Here is a 16,657-nt window from a genome sequence, read left to right as displayed (position 1 = left end):
AAAAGCGCTGGTAAACCAATTGCCAGCGCTTTAAAAACGTCTTTGACGTCGGGCTATTACTTGCGCAACTCGGGTGCTTCTTGCAAGGCAACAATCAATTTGGACAGTGCGTCGTTGGTCGCACGTTCAGAGGCTAGTGAGAAATTTTTCTTGAACTCGTCAAATTCTGCATTGCCATTGCCTGTCACGCTGAATGTGCGTATGGACTGTCCAGTTGCATCCGTGATCGAGCAGGAGAGCGTGACTGAGAACAAGGTTGGTGGCCATGTAAACGGGCTGGGTGAGGACGATGTCGTGGTGATCTCAGGCACGATCAGCAACGAGATGCCACTTTTGCTAACTTCGTCCAAGTCTTTGGCGTTTTTGATCTTGCTGACATTCGAAAACACTTCGGACAGAGCTTTATAGAAGCCAGGTTCAATGTCTCGGTAGGGGAAGTAACGAACTTTGTCGCCGCCGCCTCCCGGAGTGGTTACTTCTAAAGCCTTGCTGGTATCTGCCATGTAGTAGCCAACTTGCTTTTCTATGGGACTACCTTGGGATTTCAGACTGGTCAGGTCGGGCTTCATTGAGATGGGATGGGCGCATCCGAACAATACGGCGCTGGTCAGACTGGCTAGTAGGAGTTTGATGATTCGGTTCATTTGGCAGAGATCAGTTGTGTAGGGATTGGATGAATTCAGGGTCGGTGACAAGCGCAGTGATGAGCTTCTGCACCATCACTGGGTAGTTATTTGCCGCCAATGGAATGGCAACGGCGCCGGCAAATGAGCTTTCCCATTGGTGGTCAATGCGCTTTGTCTTGTCAAAACGTATTTGCCCAGAACGTTTAACAATAAAGCGTGCTTCGATTTGCCCTTCGTTGGTAGAAATACCTCCGGCATCAATGTTGTTGCGCAGCAAAAATCCAGAAATCTCAAAGTCAGACTTCGGGTTGTATAACTTGGCTAGTTCCAGCTCCTGGCGTAAAGCTTGAGTAACGTAGTCGCCAAAATTGGCGCCTACCGGAGACAGCATTTTGCTGGCGCGCAGACCCATGGACCGTCCGCCTGATAGGTCTGCGGCTACCGCAATACTGCCAACATTGGAGGCTTCAATCCCCGAGGTTTTGAGCGTTTGTACATTGTCTATAGACGGCGCATAGTTGGGAGCTGGGCCCGCACAGCCCACCAGTATTGCGGCTGCTGCAACCGTGACGGCAGCCGAAACGTAACGAAAGATCTTGAGCATTTATTGGAATTTCCCTCACACTTTTCATGAATAGATGTAACTAAAAGCGCGGTAGTGTAAGCGTGACTTTACATGTTGCTACGAAGAATCATCCTTCTATTTGTGGAGAAGGTGTGCATGGGGAGTCAATGGTTTGTTGCTTTCCCGTTTGCGTAGAACCGATGGCGACGGACTGGTATTGCGCCATGGCTGTAGTTTGCAGATGGTGAGCGCATATGCTGCATACATGACTTCTTCATCCATCTCCCGTTCAGACTTGTTGCGCCGCATGAAGGTCATCGCCGCCGTCCTGCTGCTGGCCTCGCTGTGCGGCCTGCTGGCCGGCCACTGGATGGGCGGGCAGGGGGCTTGGGGCTGGTTGCGGGCGTTTTGCGAGGCCTCGGCCGTCGGCGCGCTGGCCGACTGGTTTGCGGTGGTGGCGCTGTTCCGCCATCCGCTGGGGATTCCGCTGCCGCACACGGCCATCATTCCGCAGAGCAAGGAGCGCATCGCCGACAGCCTGGCCGACTTTGTGCGCGACCATTTTCTGGACCCGGCTATGCTATTGGCCAAGTTGGCGGTGCTGGACCCGGCGCAACGCCTGGGAGAGTGGCTGCGCGACCCGGCGCGCGTCGGCTTCTGGGTGGCCGAGGCGCGCGGCTGGGCGCTGGGCACTTTGAACATGTTTGACGACGAACGCATGCAGCGCGCCACGCTGGAGCTGGTGGTGGCACAGGCGCGGCGCTGGGACGCAGCGGCGACTGCCGGCGAGGTGCTGGGCCTGCTGACGCAGGGCGGGCGGCACAACGCGCTGCTGGATGCCGGGCTGGTCAAGGTGGACGAATACCTGGCGCAGGACGAGGTGAAGGCTACCGTGGCGCAGCTGCTGCTCAAGCATGTGCGCAAGGAGTGGCCCAAGGTGGTGGGCATGGTGGACGCGGTGGCCTCTACCTCCAAGCTGGCGGACAGCATGGCCGAGAAGCTCAGCGCCTCGGCCCTGGAGGAGCTGCGCGAGGTATTGGCCCAGCCCGAACACCCGGTGCGCCTGCGCTACGAGGCCTGGCTGGCCTCCTACGTGGAGCGCCTGCGCAGTGACCCGGCGTTGCGCGATGCCTGCAACGCCATCAAGGAGCGCGCACTGACCGACCCGGCCGTGCGCGGCTTTGTGGCATCGCTGTGGACCGACATCAAGGCCTTGCTGCAAAAGGATCTGGCCGATCCGCAGTCCGCCATTGCCCGCAACCTGGAGGCCGCGCTGGCTGCCATCGGCGAACGCATTGCTGGCGATGCCAGCCTGCGCGAGGCCATCAACGAACACGTGCTGGCGGCCGCGGGCCAACTGGCGGGCAGCTTACGTACGGGCGTCACCAGCCATATTGCGCAGACCATCAAAGCCTGGGACGACCGCCAGCTGGTGCAGGAGCTGGAACTCAGCGTCGGCCGCGATCTGCAGTTCATCCGCATCAGCGGGACCTTGGTGGGCGGGCTGGCGGGCCTGGTGCTACATGCCGTGCTACTGTATACTGTATAAATAATCAGTATTTGTGCTTGGCGACGCCAAGCCAGCCCGTGGAATGTTCTCTACCCATGCTTCATTTTTAATAGCTGCTTGCGCAGATGCTATCTGCGCTGGCCGGCGTTTTGGCTTGAAGCCTGTGGCGTGGCCACAGCCCGCCAGGGGATGAGCCGTGGCCGACGCACATATCCCCGTGCACGCCATCAAAGGCCGGGGCACGGCCACGCACCTGGCGCACCGCTTCTCGTCGGTAGACCGGGCCGCGTTTGACGATGGCTGGGGCACGCTGGAGGGCGCCGAGCCTACAGCTCCGCTGGCCACCCAGGTGATTTTTGAAGACGCGCGCAGCGCCATCACCCACAACGATTCGCCCGACATTTACTTTGACTACGGGCTCAATCCCTACCGTGGCTGTGAGCATGGTTGCATCTATTGCTATGCCCGGCCCACGCACAGCTACCTGAACCTGTCGCCGGGGCTGGACTTTGAAACCAAGATCATCGCCAAGCGCAACCTGGCCGAGGTGCTGGCGCGCGAGCTGGCGGCCAAGAGCTATGTGCCGCGCATGATCGCCCTGGGTACGGTGACCGATGGTTACCAGCCGATTGAGCGCGAGCTGCGCCTGACCCGCAGCGCCATTGCCTTGGCCCACAGTTGTCACCATCCGCTGGCCCTGGTGACCAAGGGCAGTGGCGTGGAGCGCGACCTGGATCTGCTGGCGTCTATGGCCGAGCGCAAGCTGGCGGCCGTCTATGTCACCCTCACTACGCTGGACGGCGCCCTGGCCCGCACGCTGGAGCCGCGCGCCGCCGCGCCGCACCGGCGCCTGCGCACCATCCGCGCATTGGCCGAGGCGGGCGTACCGGTGGGCGTGAGTGTGGGGCCGCAGATTCCGTTCATCAACGACGATATGGAGCAGGTGCTGGCCGCTGCTTATGAGGCCGGCGCGCGCACCGCCTTCTACACCGTGCTGCGCATGCCCTGGGAGCTGCAGCCGCTGTTCCGTGAATGGCTGGCGCTGCACTACCCGCAGCGCGCAGACCGGGTGATGGCCCGCATCCAGGAGATGCGCGGCGGCAAGGACTACGACGCCGACTTCAGAACCCGCATGAAGGGCAGCGGCCTGTGGGCCGATTTGATACGCCAGCGCTTCCACAAAACCTGCGTCAAGCTGGGCTTGAACCGGGAGCGCGTGGAGCTGGACATCAGCCAGTTTCGGCCGGGCTTGTTGTCGGGGCAGGGGAGTTTGTTTTAGGAAGCAAACTTGTTTGTAGTGGCTGCTTAGCTTTCATTTGTGCTGGGGCCATTTTTTATATTGGGTGGCGCCACCAAGCCCCAAAGCAACCACAAATCAAATCGCTCACCAGCGCAGGTAATACCTGCGCAACATGCTATCAATAAAAGAGCAATCTACCCCGGTTTCACGCAGGGCGCGAACATGTCCAGGGCCGGCTGGTACAGGCTGGTCTTCACGTTCAGCAGGCCTAGTACCGAGTGGAAGTAGTTGTCGTGGGTGACGCGTTCGTCCTTGCGCTTTTGCAGGCACTCGGTGGTGACGTGGGTGCGTTGCTCGTAGGCGGGCGACAACCAGGTGACCCAGGGCACGTGCTTTTGCAGGTCGGGGGCAATGTCATAGGGCAGGCCGTGCAGGTAGATGTTGTTTTCACCCAGCGACTCGCCGTGGTCGGCCACATAGACCATGGCGGTGGTGTTGGTAGCCTGCTTGGTCTTCAGCCAGTGGACGGCGGTGGCCAGTACGTGGTCGGTGTACAGAATGGTGTTGTCGTAGGAGTTGACCAGCTGCGCCTGGCTGCAGTCCTGCAGATTGTTGCTGGTGCATTCGGGCTGGAATTTCTTGAAGGCCGCGGGCACGCGCTTGTAGTAGGCGGGGCCGTGGCTGCCCATCTGGTGCAACACGATGACCACGCCTTTGGCGCGGCGTTCGGCGGGGAGTTCGTCGATACGGGCCTGGGCCTTGCGCAGCATGATTTCATCAAAGCATTCGCCGTCCACGCACAGCTCGGGGTCGGTCAGCTGGGTGGTGCTGGTGTTGGGCACGCGGTCGCACACGCCTTTGCAGCCGGACTGGTTGTCTATCCACACCACGCCCAGGCCGCTGCGCTGCAGTATGTCCAGCAGGCCTTCGTAGTTGGCGTCGCGGCTTTCGTAGGCCTTTTTGCCCAGGTGCGAGAACATGCAGGGCACCGAGGCAGCGGTGTTGGTGCCGCAGGACCAGGCGTTCTGGTAGGTGACTATGTGTTCCTTGGCCAGCTCGGGCGTGGTGGCGCGCGCGTAGCCGTTGATGCCGAAGTTGCCCATGCGCCCGGTTTCGCCTACCACTAGCAGCAGCAGCGGGGGCTTGCCGGCGGGGCCGGGTGGGATGGCCAGTTGTGCATCCTGGCCTACCGGCAGAATTTTGCTTTCGTCGCGCTTGAAGGGCTTGGCGGCGATGTCGCCCAGGGCGTAGAACGAGTTCAGCGGGTTGATCAGATAGCGTATCTCGGTGCGGTTGCGCATCAGCGATGAAAAGTCCTGGTACACCAGGAACAGTGTGGCCACCAGCACGACGCAGGACACGACAACGCCCAGCAGGTTGCCGCCGATCTGGCGCAACACGCTGCGGCGACGCAGGCGCTGGCGCCACAGCCACAGGCAGGGCAGCACGGCCATGCCCAGCACCGTCAGCAGCATGCGCATATTCATGAGGTCACGGGTTTCGCGCATATCGGTCTGCAGCGCATTCACCAGCATGGTGGTGTCAATCACCACGCCATAGGACAACATGAAGTGCGCACCAAAGGCCGCCGCAAATAGACTCAGCGTGATGGCGGGAATCAGCACCCAGCGCCAGGCCAGCAGGTTGAGTAGCAGCGCCATGGTGGCCGCGATGATGACGCCAAAGCCTGCGGCAAAGGCTAGGCCGCGCAGGCTGTGCAGCTCGGGCAGGCGGTTCAGCTCACGCCATAGCGGCACATTGCACACTGTGGCGATCCAGAGGCTGGAGATGAGAATGAGCCAGGCGGGGTGTTTGCCGGTTTGCAAAGTCCGGTTGTTGAAGAGCTGCATGGGGGGAGGGCTTTCAGGCCTGTGCGGTCAAGGGGGCGTGCAAGGCCTTGCTGTGGTGGGCCATGTGGTCGGCCATGAAGGTCGAGATGAAGTAGTAGCCGTGGTCGTAGCCCATCTGGCGGCGCAGCAGCAGCGGCTGGCCCACGGCTTTGCAGGCGGCCTCGAAGATATGCGGATTCAGCTGCTCGGCCAGGAATTTGTCGGCCATGCCCTGGTCGATCAGGATGCCGTCTGGGTAGGGCGGCGTGGTCTGTTCGGCCATCAGGAACACGGCATCGTGCGCGGGCCAACTGCTGTTGTCCGCACCCAGGTAGCCGGTGAAGGCTTTTTGCCCCCAAGCGCATTGCGTGGGCGCGCAGATGGGCGCGAATGCGGATACCGAGCGGAACAGACCGGGGTGCTTGAGCGCCAGCGTCAGCGCGCCGTGCCCGCCCATGGAGTGGCCGAAGATGCCGATGCGCTCCGGGTCTATGGGCAGGTTGCGTACCGCGATGTGTAGCAGTTCATGGACGATATAGCTCTCCATGCGGTAGTGTTTGGACCAGGGTTCTTCGGTGGCGTCGATATAGAAGCTGGCCGCCAGGCCGAAATCCCAGCTGTCGGTTTCGCCGGGCACATTGGCACCGCGTGGACTGGTGTCGGGCGCTATCAGCGCCATGCCGTGTTGTGCTGCGTACTGTTGGGCGCCGGCCTTGGTCATGAAGGTTTCGTCCGTGCAGGTCAGGCCCGCCAGATACACCAGGGCCGGCACCCGGCCCAACGTGGCGTGCGCAGGCAGAAACACCGAGAACTTCATGGGCAAACCGATTTCCATCGAGTCGTGCTGGTAGAAGGTCTGCACACCGCCAAAGCAGCCGTGCTCGGAAAGGGTTTTCAAGGAATCAGTCATACAGCCTTAGAAGTAAGAGGGCAGTGAATCGGGGACGCTTGCAGGGGTCAATACAAGACAACCCCGCGGATGGACTCCCCGCGCTTCATCAAGTCAAAGCCCTTGTTGATGTCCTCCAGCGGCATGGTGTGGGTGATCAGCGGGTCGATGCTGATCTTGCCCTCCATGTACCAGTCCACGATCTTGGGCACGTCGGTGCGGCCACGGGCGCCGCCAAAGGCCGAGCCTTCCCATTTGCGGCCGGTGACCAGTTGGAACGGGCGGGTGCTGATCTCGGCACCGGCCTCGGCCACGCCGATGATGATGCTGCGGCCCCAGCCCTTGTGGGTGCATTCCAGCGCCTGGCGCATGACCTGGGTGTTGCCTATGCACTCGAAGCTGTAGTCGGCACCGCCGTCGGTGAGCTGCACGATGGCGTCTACGACGTTCGGTACCTCTTTGGGGTTGATGAAGTGGGTCATGCCGAACTGGCGGGCCATGGCCTGGCGCTCGGGGTTGATGTCCACGCCGATGATCTTGTCGGCACCCACCATCTTGGCGCCCTGGATCACGTTCAGGCCGATACCGCCCAGGCCGAAGACCACCACATTGGCGCCGGCTTCCACCTTGGCGGTGAACAGCACGGCACCGATGCCGGTGGTGACGCCGCAGCCTATGTAGCAGACCTTGTCAAAGGGTGCGTCCTTGCGGATCTTGGCCAGGCTGATCTCGGGGGCCACGGTGTAGTTGCTGAAGGTGCTGGTGCCCATGTAGTGAAAGATGGGTTGGCCGTCCAGGCTGAAGCGGCTGGTGGCGTCGGGCATCAGGCCTTTGCCCTGGGTGCCACGGATGAGCTGGCACAGATTGGTCTTGCGGCTGAGGCAGAACTTGCACTGGCGGCATTCCGGGGTGTAGAGGGGGATGACGTGGTCGCCCTTTTGCAGCGTGGTGACACCGGGGCCGACATCGACCACGATGCCGGCGCCTTCATGGCCCAGGATGGCGGGGAAGATGCCTTCGGGGTCGGCACCGCTCAGGGTGTAGTAGTCGGTGTGGCAGATGCCGGTGGCTTTGATCTCGACCAGCACTTCGCCGAACTTGGGGCCTTGCAGGTCCACGGTTTCTATGGTCAGGGGGGCGCCTGCTTTCCAGGCGACTGCGGCTTTGGTTTTCATGGGCGAAGCTCTCAGAATCAAAGGCTTGAACTATAAGCGGCGACCCTTGCACCGGTATATCTCTGCACGCTTGCTATTCTTATGGATAAAAAGGCCTGTAGCGCATATAAACCGTGCGCAATGTGCTACCAAGTTAATAGCAAGTAAAGATCTGTGGTCAGACATAAAAAAAGCCCTCGAAGTTCAAGTCGAGGGCTTTGTTTTATGCGCTGAAGAATTTCTTCAAACGGTCGGTCCAACTGTCGCCCGTGGGCGAGTGCTTGCCACCGCCCTTTTTCAGCGAGTCTTCCAGTTCCCGCAACAGCTTGCGCTGGTATTCGGTGAGCTTGACCGGCGTTTCCACAGTGATGTGGCAATACAGGTCGCCGGGCGCGCTATCACGCACTCCCTTGATGCCCTTGCCGCGCAGGCGGAACTGCTTGCCGGCCTGGGTGCCTTCGGGGATATCGATGGCTGCCTTGCCAGCCAGCGTGGGCACTTCGATCTCGCCGCCCAGGGCTGCGGTGATGAAGCTTACCGGTACCGAGCAGTGCAGGTCGCCGCCGTCGCGCTCGAAGATGTCGTGCTTCCTCAGGCGTATCTCGATGTACAGGTCGCCCGGCGGGCCGCCGTTGGAGCCTGGCTCGCCATTGCCCACGCTGCGGATACGCATGCCATCGTCGATGCCGGCCGGGATTTTGACTTCCAGCGTCTTTTGCTTTTTCAGCTTGCCCTGGCCCTGGCACACGGTGCAAGGCTCGGGAATCACCTTGCCGCTACCGCGGCAGGTGGGGCAGGTTTGCTGCACGCTGAAGAAGCCTTGGCGCATCTGTACCGTGCCCTGGCCTGCGCAGGTGCCGCAGGTCTTGGCCTGGGTACCGGGCTTGGCGCCGCTGCCGTGGCAGGTGTCGCAGGCTTCCCAGGTGGGGATACGGATCTGCGCTTCCTTGCCGCGGGCGGCTTCTTCCAGGCTGACTTCCATGGCGTAGCTGAGGTCGCTGCCGCGGAATACCTGGCGGCCACCGCCACGTCCACCCCGGCTTTGGCCGAACATGTCGCCAAAGATGTCGCCAAAGGCTTCAGCGAAACCGCCAAAGCCTTCTGCGCCAGCACCGCCGCGCATATTCGGGTCCACGCCGGCGAAGCCATGCTGGTCGTAGGCGGCGCGTTTTTGCGCGTCGCTCAGCATCTCATAGGCTTCTTTGACTTCCTTGAACTTCTCTTCGGCCACCTTGCCAGCATCACCCTGGTTGCGGTCAGGGTGGTACTTCATCGCCAGCTTGCGATAAGCCTTTTTGATTTCGTCCTCGGACGCGTTCTTGGGAACGCCGAGGGATTCGTAATAATCTTTTTTGCTCATTCTGCAATCACTTTCTCAATACGGCGATCGGGGATGAGCCACATCAGCGCCACTGCCACAATAATTCCAGCCGCCAGCGCCGTGCTCACAAAGCACAGCGGGATAGCCAGCGCATAAGCCACCGTGGCCAACTTGCCCTTAGCGTCCGACCCTACGGCCCGCGCCAACACCGAATCCGTGCCATGCAGGCAGACGATGCTGCGTTTCAGCGTGGCATAGGCAATGCTGCACATCAGCAATACGCCGCCGAACAAGGCCATGGGCAAGGCCGCGAAATGGTTTTCCCCCATCCAGGCCGTGGTGAACGGCATCAGCGACAACCAGAACAGCAGGTGCAGATTGGCCCACAGGGTGCGGCCATCGACCTTCTTCACGGTGTGCAGCATGTGGTGGTGGTTGTTCCAGTAGATGCCTACATTCACAAAGCTCAGCACATAGCTCAAGAACACCGGCAACAAGGGCAACAGGTCCGCGAATTCGGTTCCGTGGGGCACCTTCAGCTCCAGCACCATGATGGTGATGATGATGGCAATAACGCCATCGCTGAAGGCTTCCAGTCGCGTCTTGTTCATGGTCGGGTGTGGTGAAGCAGGGGCTGCATGGGAGGCAAAAAGCCGCGTCGAAAGACCATGAACTGGGGAGTTCCGGCCATTCGACGCGGCGGCGAATCCACGCGATCAATCAGACGTGTGGATCAGCCCTTTTTGACTTCTTTCACCTCGGCGTCGACCACGTTGTCGTCCGCAGCCTTGGCACCCGCGGCTTGCTCGCCAGCAGGTGCCGCGCCTGCGCCGGCAGCGGCTTCTTCAGCGGCTTGCTTGGCTTGCATGTCGGCGTACATCTTTTCGCCCAGCTTTTGGCTGACGGTCATCAACGCGGTGTTCTTCTCGTCGATAGCGGCCTTGTCTTCACCCTTCAGGGCTTCTTCCAGGGCCTTAATGGCGGCTTCGATGCTTTCCTTTTCAGACGCTTCGATCTTGTCGCCGTACTCGGTCAGGCTCTTCTTCACGCTGTGCACGCTGGCTTCGCCTTGGTTACGGGCTTGCACCAGTTCCAGCTTCTTCTTGTCGTCTGCGGCGTTCAGCTCGGCGTCTTTCACCATTTGCTGGATTTCGGCTTCCGACAGACCGGAGTTGGCCTTGATGGTGACCTTGTTTTCCTTGCCGGTGCCCTTGTCCTTGGCGCCCACGTGCAAGATGCCGTTGGCGTCGATGTCGAACGACACTTCAATTTGCGGCGTACCACGCGCTGCTGGTGGGATGCCTTCCAGGTTGAACTCGCCCAGCAGCTTGTTGACGCTGGCGATTTCGCGTTCGCCTTGGAACACCTTGATGGTCACGGCGGGCTGGTTGTCGTCCGCAGTGGAGAAGGTTTGCGCAAACTTGGTGGGGATGGTCGTGTTCTTGGCGATCATCTTGGTCATCACGCCGCCCAGGGTTTCGATACCCAGGGACAGAGGCGTCACGTCCAGCAGCAGCACGTCCTTGCGGTCGCCAGACAACACCTGGCCTTGGATGGCAGCGCCAACCGCCACGGCTTCGTCGGGGTTCACGTCCTTGCGGGGATCGCGGCCGAAGAATTCCTTGACCTTTTCTTGCACCTTGGGCATGCGGGTCATACCGCCGACCAGGATCACGTCATGGATGTCACCCACGCTCACGCCTGCATCCTTGATGGCGATCTTGCAAGGAGCGATGGTGCGCTCGATCAGCTCTTCCACCAGGGCTTCCAGCTTGGAACGGCTGAGCTTGATGTTCAAGTGCTTGGGGCCGGAGGCATCGGCTGTCACGTAGGGCAGGTTGATGTCGGTCGATGCGCTGTTGGACAGCTCGATCTTGGCCTTTTCAGCGGCTTCCTTCAGGCGTTGCAGAGCCAGCACGTCCTTGGACAGGTCGACTCCGGATTCCTTCTTGAATTCGCTGATGATGAAGTCGATGATGCGTTGGTCGAAGTCTTCGCCGCCCAGGAAGGTGTCGCCGTTGGTGGACAGCACTTCGAATTGCTTTTCGCCATCGACATCGGCGATTTCGATGATGGACACGTCGAACGTGCCGCCACCCAGGTCATACACGGCGATCTTGCGGTCGCCCTTTTCCTGCTTGTCCAGGCCGAAAGCCAGGGCAGCTGCGGTAGGTTCGTTGATGATGCGCTTCACGTCCAGACCGGCAATACGGCCAGCGTCCTTGGTGGCTTGGCGCTGTGCATCGTTGAAGTACGCGGGCACGGTGATCACGGCTTCGGTGACGGCTTCGCCCAGGTAGTCTTCGGCGGTCTTCTTCATCTTGCGCAGAATGTCGGCGCTGACCTGTTGGGCCGACAGCTTGTTGCCGCGCACTTGCACCCAGGCGTCGCCGTTGTCGGCTGCCACGATGGAGTAGGGCATCAAGTCGATGTCTTTTTGGACTTCTTTTTCGGTGAACTTGCGGCCGATCAGGCGCTTCACCGCGTACAAGGTGTTCTTGGGGTTGGTGACAGCCTGGCGCTTGGCGGATGCGCCGACCAGCACTTCACCGTCTTCTTGGTAGGCCACGATGGACGGCGTGGTGCGAGCGCCTTCGGCGTTTTCGATCACGCGGGGGGTGTTGCCTTCCATGACGGACACGCAGCTGTTGGTGGTGCCCAAGTCAATACCGATAATTCTTCCCATGTTTTTCTCCTGCAATCTAAATAAAGGGTGGGAGCTGGGTTCAGCGCCCGGATGGATCTAATGTGTGGATAACTTTTCCCACTTCAAGTGTGGGGTTACCAAATGTGTACTTATTTGGGTGCGGTAACGGTTACCAGGGCCGGGCGCAGCACGCGGTCGGCAATCAGATAGCCTTTTTGCAACACGGTCACCACGGTGTTGGCTTCCTGCTCGGCAGGCACCACGCTGATGGCCTGGTGTTGGTGCGGGTCGAACTTGGTGCCGGCGGCGGGGGCAATTTCAATGACCTTATTGCGTTCCAGTGCGCTTTTCAGTTGGCGCAGGGTGGCTTCGGCGCCTTCGCGGATCTGAGCGGTGGTGGCGTCTTTGATGGCCAGGCCGGCTTCCAGGCTGTCGGTTACGGGCAGCAGGCTTTCGGCAAAGCTTTCCACAGCGAACTTGCGGGCCTTGCTGATGTCTTCTTCGGCGCGGCGGCGGGCGTTTTCGGCGTCGGCCTTGGCGCGCAGAAACTGGTCAGCCAGATCGGCGCTTTTGGCTTTCAGTGCAGCCAACTCAGCCTGGGCGATGGCCAGGGCTTCCACGTCGCTGGTGGCCAGCTCTTCAGCGGGGGCCATGCCGTCCAGAGGTTGGTGGTCGGGGTTGGAGGTGTTTTCAGACATGTTCTGTGGGGGAATCGAGTGAACCAGCGTTCAAGCTTGGGGGCTACCCCCTGGATTTCAAGGGGGCAGCGGGCAAAAAATCGGGCGGAGATCAGCCCTTGATGGCCAACAGTTCGACGTCGAACTTCAGCGTGGCGTTCGGGGGGATCACGCCGCCAGCGCCACGGGCGCCATAGCCCAGGTCTGCGGGGATGATCAGCGTGCGTTGGCCACCGACTTGCATGCCGGCCACGCCTTCGTCCCAACCCTTGATAACCATACCGGCGCCCAGGGAAAACACAAACGGGTCCTTGCGGTCCTTGCTGGAGTCGAACTTGGCGCCTTGCACGCCGTCGTTGTACAGCCAACCGGTGTAATGTACGGTGACGCTTTTGCCCTTGGTGGCCACGTCGCCGGCACCCAGAACGGTGTCTTCATACTGCAGGCCGGAAGCGGTGGTGGTGATTGCCATGAGAGTTCCTTGAAGTTGCAGCCAAATGACTGGCGCAACGCAGAGCCGCAGGCTTGTGGGCCAGGGCTAAGCGTTGCGCAAGCAGATTGCTATTGAAAATATAGCTTCTAGCGCAGTAAGAATCTGCGTAGAGGCCGTAAAAGACGCTGGATTATGCCAGCAGCCGGCGCCGCGCCAGGTCGCGCATCAGGGCGCTGATGCCATAGGTCCAGGGCGCTACTTGGTCGCAGGTGTTGACGCGGTTCACCAGCTGGCCCAACTGGGCCGTGCGCACGGTCACCGTATCGCCAATCACATGCGTGAAGCCCTGGCCAGGACCATGGCGGTCTTGGGTGGGGGCGAACATGGTGCCCAGGAACAGCATGAAGCCGTCCGGGTACTGGTGGTTGGGGCCTATGGCCTGCTCCACCAGGTCCACCGGGTCGCGGCTGATCTTGCTGAGGCTGCTGGCACCCTGCATGACAAAGCCGTCGTCATGGCCGGCGACTTCCATGGCCAGGTCGCAGCGGCGTACGTCGTCCATACAGAAATGCGCGTCGAACAGGCGGATGAACGGACCGATGGCGCAGGACGCGTTGTTGTCCTTGGCCTTGCCCAGCAGCAGGGCGCTGCGGCCTTCGAAGTCGCGCAGGTTCACGTCATTGCCCAGGGCTGCGCCGACCACCGAACCGCGGCTGTTGACGGCCAGCACCACCTCGGGCTCGGGGTTGTTCCAGGCGCTGCCGGGGTGGATGCCGACCTCGGTGCCCAGGCCCACGGCGCTCATCACCTGCGATTTGGTGAATAGCTCGGCGTCCGGCCCTATGCCTACCTCCAGGTACTGTGACCACATGCCCTGGGTCAGCAGTACTTTTTTTAGTTCGGCCGCAGCGGCCGAGCCGGGTTGGATATTGCCGAGGTTGTCGCCAATCACCGCCACCACGGCCGCGCGCACCGCAGCCGCCTTGCTGGCGTCGCCGCGCGCCTGTTCCTCGATCACCCGCTCCAGCATGCTGGCCACAAAGGTGACGCCGGCCGCTTTCAGGGCCTGCAGATCGCAGGGCGCCAGCAGCCAGGGCTGCGACGGATTGCGGGCGTTGTGCGCCGAGTTGGCCAGCACTGCGGCGGTATCCGCCAGGCGCAGGCCGGGCTGGGCACGCACCATGGCCGCCGGGTCTGCCAGCTCCAGCAGCTGGCTGCAGGTGAGGGCCAGATGTTCCAGGCTGTAGATGCCGTCGGCCTTCACCTGGACCAGCACCGGGCCTCGGCCTTCCATCCAGATGCGGCCAACCAGCAATGCGTCTGGGTGGTCCGCAGGCAGTATGTTGGAGAGGGTCAAATGCTGTTGCATATTAGTTCTTTAAAAAGCCCAACTGCCTTGAATCCATGCGCGGGGGGACATATCTTTTTCGGATTGGGCGGGATTGGTTCGCCGCCAAGCCAGCCATGCTTGCCAGTCAAAATTCTGGTAACTACCGCGAATTCCTAGCCCCGCACCTTCCAGGTGACGGTGATTGTCGCCAGACAAAAACGGATTCTTATTGATAAGCACGGCGCCAGTATCCCAAAAGACGGACGGAATGAGCATGGGAGATGCTGTGTAGCGTATTTCTACTTGGGAGAGCCAGCCCTGGTCACCGGTGGCTTCTCCAGACGGGTAGGCGCGCACTCCGTTGGGGCCGCCGAGTCCCAGCTTGTCATAAGAATCCAGGTTTTTGGATGCGGCTTGGCCATGCCATCGTACATATGCCTCCCATTTTCCGAGCAACGGCTGGGTTCGCTGCAGCTCTAGGTCTAGGGTGTTGTAGCGCCCCGCCGTCTGGGCGCTAGCAGCGTCGATTGCGCGCGTGACCTCGTTGTCCAGCGCCAGGTGTCCCGTGCCGAATCGCAGAATAGCCAGATTGTTGCTTCCACCCTCGCTGCGATGGCTGAAGGTCAAGTCCAGGCTGGCATGCTGGGCGTGCTTGTCGATCACGGTCTCCGTTGCGTTGACTTTGTCTTGTAACGCGCGGGTTTCCACGCTGATTTGGCTGCTTAAATTGGTATTTAGGCTGCGAATCCATGCGTAATTGATGTTGATCGCGGCGGCTCTGACGCTGCCTGTCGCATCAAGCTGGGCGAAGTCGGAGCCTAGTCGGTACTGCGTGCGGGTGACGCTGGCCCCTAGGCCTAGGCCGTTGAAACCCAAAGGGACTTGTGCGGAGATATTTCCGAAAAAGAGAGATGAATGGCCTCCCAGCACATGCAGGCCAAATTGCTCACCGTAGCCCAATGGATTGTTTAACGCGAATTTGCCACCTGTCCGTACGCGGCCCAGGTATTGCGATCCATAGTTGTCTACTTCCAGACGCCCAGCGAGCAGTGGTGATGTTTGGGCGCTAAGGCGCAAATCGGTCAGCCCTGTGGACGCACCAGGTGCCAAGTCGGCACTGAACTGGGTACCGGATACATCCGAAAGTAACAGCAAGGTGCGGTCAAGCTGATGCTGGTTGAGCGGAGCACCACGTGGGATGGGGGCCAAGCGAGCTTCCAACACGCTGGTTCGTAGCCGACTCTGGTTGTCGATATGTACTTCAGACAGGGCGCCTTCCAAGACGCGGATTTCAATCTCTCCATTGTGTACCGTTTGGGCGGGCAAATAGGCACGTGCCAGGGTCCATCCATCCGCACGGTAGAAGGCATTGATGCGTTCTACTCCAAGCTGCAGTTCTGCAAGGGTATGTTCCCCATGGTTCAATGAATTGACCAAGGCCTCGAGTGTGGCTGCGGAGTAAATCGTTGCACCTGTCACGCGGATTTTTTGGATGGAAATCTTTTCTTCCGCACCCTGGGTAGAGGCGGAAGAGGGCGTGCCAGTTGCATCTGGAAACGTCTGTGCCATTGCTGGCAGTAGCATGCTGCATAGCATTAGCGACACGACATGCGGTAGTGTGGCTATCACTTGGTGCGGCACACGACCCTTACTCTTAAACTGGCTTTGGTTGAACTCCAGCCGCAGTCAGCATGACCGGCTGAAACTGTTTGAGTCAGTCGGTTGCTGCTGGGTTCTAAATTGGACAGCCCGTGCAGTGCTGCTGTATAGCCAGCTTCATTGGTTGATGAGCCTAGTGCGACGGTTACCAAGTTGGCGGGGTCGACAAGCAAGGTGCCTGCTTCATAGTGCAATTGGTAGTTATTGCTGTTCAACCCACTCGGAACGATGGGGTACCGTCCTGGCGCGGAGTTACTGGCTGCAGTGGTGCCAAAAACCAAACTGCCTGACAAGTCAGAATTGCTGACACTTTCACCAGGTACAAAACCATTAAATGTTGCACCGAACGCGGGGTTGTTTTGTCCCACTAAGCGGTTGGCACTATTCGCTGCGATCGTTAGTTGCGCAGGAGTGATGGAGAAGGTATTGCCTGTGAATGCAATGCTGTAGTTCGCGTTGGCCAGGCTGCCTTGATTTATCGCATAGCTACCTGCATTTTGACCGCTGACCCGGCTCAATGTGCCCTCCAAACCATCGCCGCCGATGAGGCCGTTCGCCACATAAATGAGAGCCGGATCGGTTGCGGCGTTATTGTCATAGACCTTGCTTGCACCTTGCGCGGAAACTGTGATCGCTTTGGGGGTGATATCGGCAGTGGTGGTGGCGGTGGAATTGGCCAGCACATAGTTGCCGGCGGCGCTGCCGCTGATGCCGAAGGTTTCGGTGACGGTCTTGGCGGTGCCCACGTTCTTGGTATCGAAGCTGCCGCTCTGGCTC

General features: G+C 60.2%; 15 protein-coding genes. 2 read left to right on the top strand and 13 right to left on the bottom strand.

The genetic code is table 11. The features are described 5' to 3' along the window. Positions 1–56 precede the first annotated feature (56 nt). Both AC07O2_RS15445 and AC07O2_RS15440 read right to left on the bottom strand, forming a co-directional pair. Entirely contained in the window at positions 57–644 is a 588-nt protein-coding gene (locus AC07O2_RS15445) for a hypothetical protein (RefSeq protein ID WP_495076630.1), read from the bottom strand. A gap of 10 nt (positions 645–654) precedes the next feature. Next, positions 655–1,230 carry a hypothetical protein gene (locus tag AC07O2_RS15440; protein ID WP_495076629.1) on the bottom strand — a complete coding sequence of 192 codons (576 nt, stop codon included), beginning with the start codon at positions 1,228–1,230 and terminating at the stop codon, positions 655–657. Positions 1,231–1,456: 226 nt separating this feature from the next. Between AC07O2_RS15440 and AC07O2_RS15435 the strand changes: the two genes are divergently transcribed. Further along, the gene (locus tag AC07O2_RS15435) at positions 1,457–2,740 is read left to right on the top strand and encodes a DUF445 domain-containing protein (protein WP_495076628.1); all 1,284 of its coding nucleotides are present in this window, start codon (positions 1,457–1,459) and stop codon (positions 2,738–2,740) included. Between the two features lie 157 nt (positions 2,741–2,897). Continuing rightward, positions 2,898–3,980, top strand: coding sequence for a PA0069 family radical SAM protein (locus AC07O2_RS15430; protein WP_495076627.1), 1,083 nt, complete (start codon positions 2,898–2,900; stop codon positions 3,978–3,980). Positions 3,981–4,135: 155 nt separating this feature from the next. On the opposite strand, the gene AC07O2_RS15425 is transcribed toward AC07O2_RS15430, so the two are convergent. From AC07O2_RS15425 to AC07O2_RS15375, 11 genes are all read right to left on the bottom strand, one after another. Next, complete coding sequence (locus AC07O2_RS15425; RefSeq protein ID WP_495076626.1) at positions 4,136–5,791, bottom strand: phosphoethanolamine transferase; 1,656 nt, start codon at positions 5,789–5,791, stop codon at positions 4,136–4,138. A 13-nt stretch (positions 5,792–5,804) separates the two neighbouring features. Continuing rightward, positions 5,805–6,680 (bottom strand): S-formylglutathione hydrolase, encoded by an 876-nt coding sequence (gene fghA, locus AC07O2_RS15420; protein WP_495076625.1) that lies wholly within the window; start codon positions 6,678–6,680, stop codon positions 5,805–5,807. Between the two features lie 47 nt (positions 6,681–6,727). Then, entirely contained in the window at positions 6,728–7,834 is a 1,107-nt protein-coding gene (locus AC07O2_RS15415) for an S-(hydroxymethyl)glutathione dehydrogenase/class III alcohol dehydrogenase (RefSeq protein WP_495076624.1), read from the bottom strand. Between the two features lie 202 nt (positions 7,835–8,036). After that, positions 8,037–9,173: a molecular chaperone DnaJ gene (dnaJ, locus tag AC07O2_RS15410; RefSeq protein WP_495076623.1), complete on the bottom strand. Its 1,137-nt coding sequence runs from the start codon at positions 9,171–9,173 to the stop codon at positions 8,037–8,039. Next, a complete protein-coding gene (locus AC07O2_RS15405; RefSeq protein ID WP_495076622.1) occupies positions 9,170–9,745 on the bottom strand; it encodes a TMEM175 family protein in 576 nt (191 codons plus the stop codon). The genes dnaJ and AC07O2_RS15405 overlap by 4 nt, the downstream gene beginning before the upstream one ends. A 122-nt stretch (positions 9,746–9,867) precedes the next feature. Continuing rightward, entirely contained in the window at positions 9,868–11,820 is a 1,953-nt protein-coding gene (gene dnaK, locus AC07O2_RS15400; RefSeq protein ID WP_495076621.1) for a molecular chaperone DnaK, read from the bottom strand. Between the two features lie 110 nt (positions 11,821–11,930). Beyond that, positions 11,931–12,434: a nucleotide exchange factor GrpE gene (grpE, locus tag AC07O2_RS15395; protein WP_495076726.1), complete on the bottom strand. Its 504-nt coding sequence runs from the start codon at positions 12,432–12,434 to the stop codon at positions 11,931–11,933. A 136-nt stretch (positions 12,435–12,570) separates the two neighbouring features. Then, positions 12,571–12,930, bottom strand: coding sequence for an FKBP-type peptidyl-prolyl cis-trans isomerase (locus tag AC07O2_RS15390; protein WP_495076620.1), 360 nt, complete (start codon positions 12,928–12,930; stop codon positions 12,571–12,573). Between the two features lie 151 nt (positions 12,931–13,081). Further along, positions 13,082–14,260 carry a fumarylacetoacetate hydrolase family protein gene (locus AC07O2_RS15385; protein ID WP_495076619.1) on the bottom strand — a complete coding sequence of 393 codons (1,179 nt, stop codon included), beginning with the start codon at positions 14,258–14,260 and terminating at the stop codon, positions 13,082–13,084. Positions 14,261–14,269: 9 nt separating this feature from the next. Beyond that, on the bottom strand, positions 14,270–15,790 hold the full coding sequence (locus AC07O2_RS15380; protein ID WP_495076618.1) for a ShlB/FhaC/HecB family hemolysin secretion/activation protein: 1,521 nt from the start codon (positions 15,788–15,790) through the stop codon (positions 14,270–14,272). A gap of 56 nt (positions 15,791–15,846) precedes the next feature. After that, a partial coding sequence (locus tag AC07O2_RS15375) for an MBG domain-containing protein (protein ID WP_495076617.1) occupies positions 15,847–16,657 on the bottom strand: 811 nt, incomplete at its 5' end.

It is taken from the genome of Rhodoferax sp. GW821-FHT10B06, from assembly GCF_059415605.1.
This window is presented reverse-complemented; position numbering and strand designations above follow the sequence as displayed.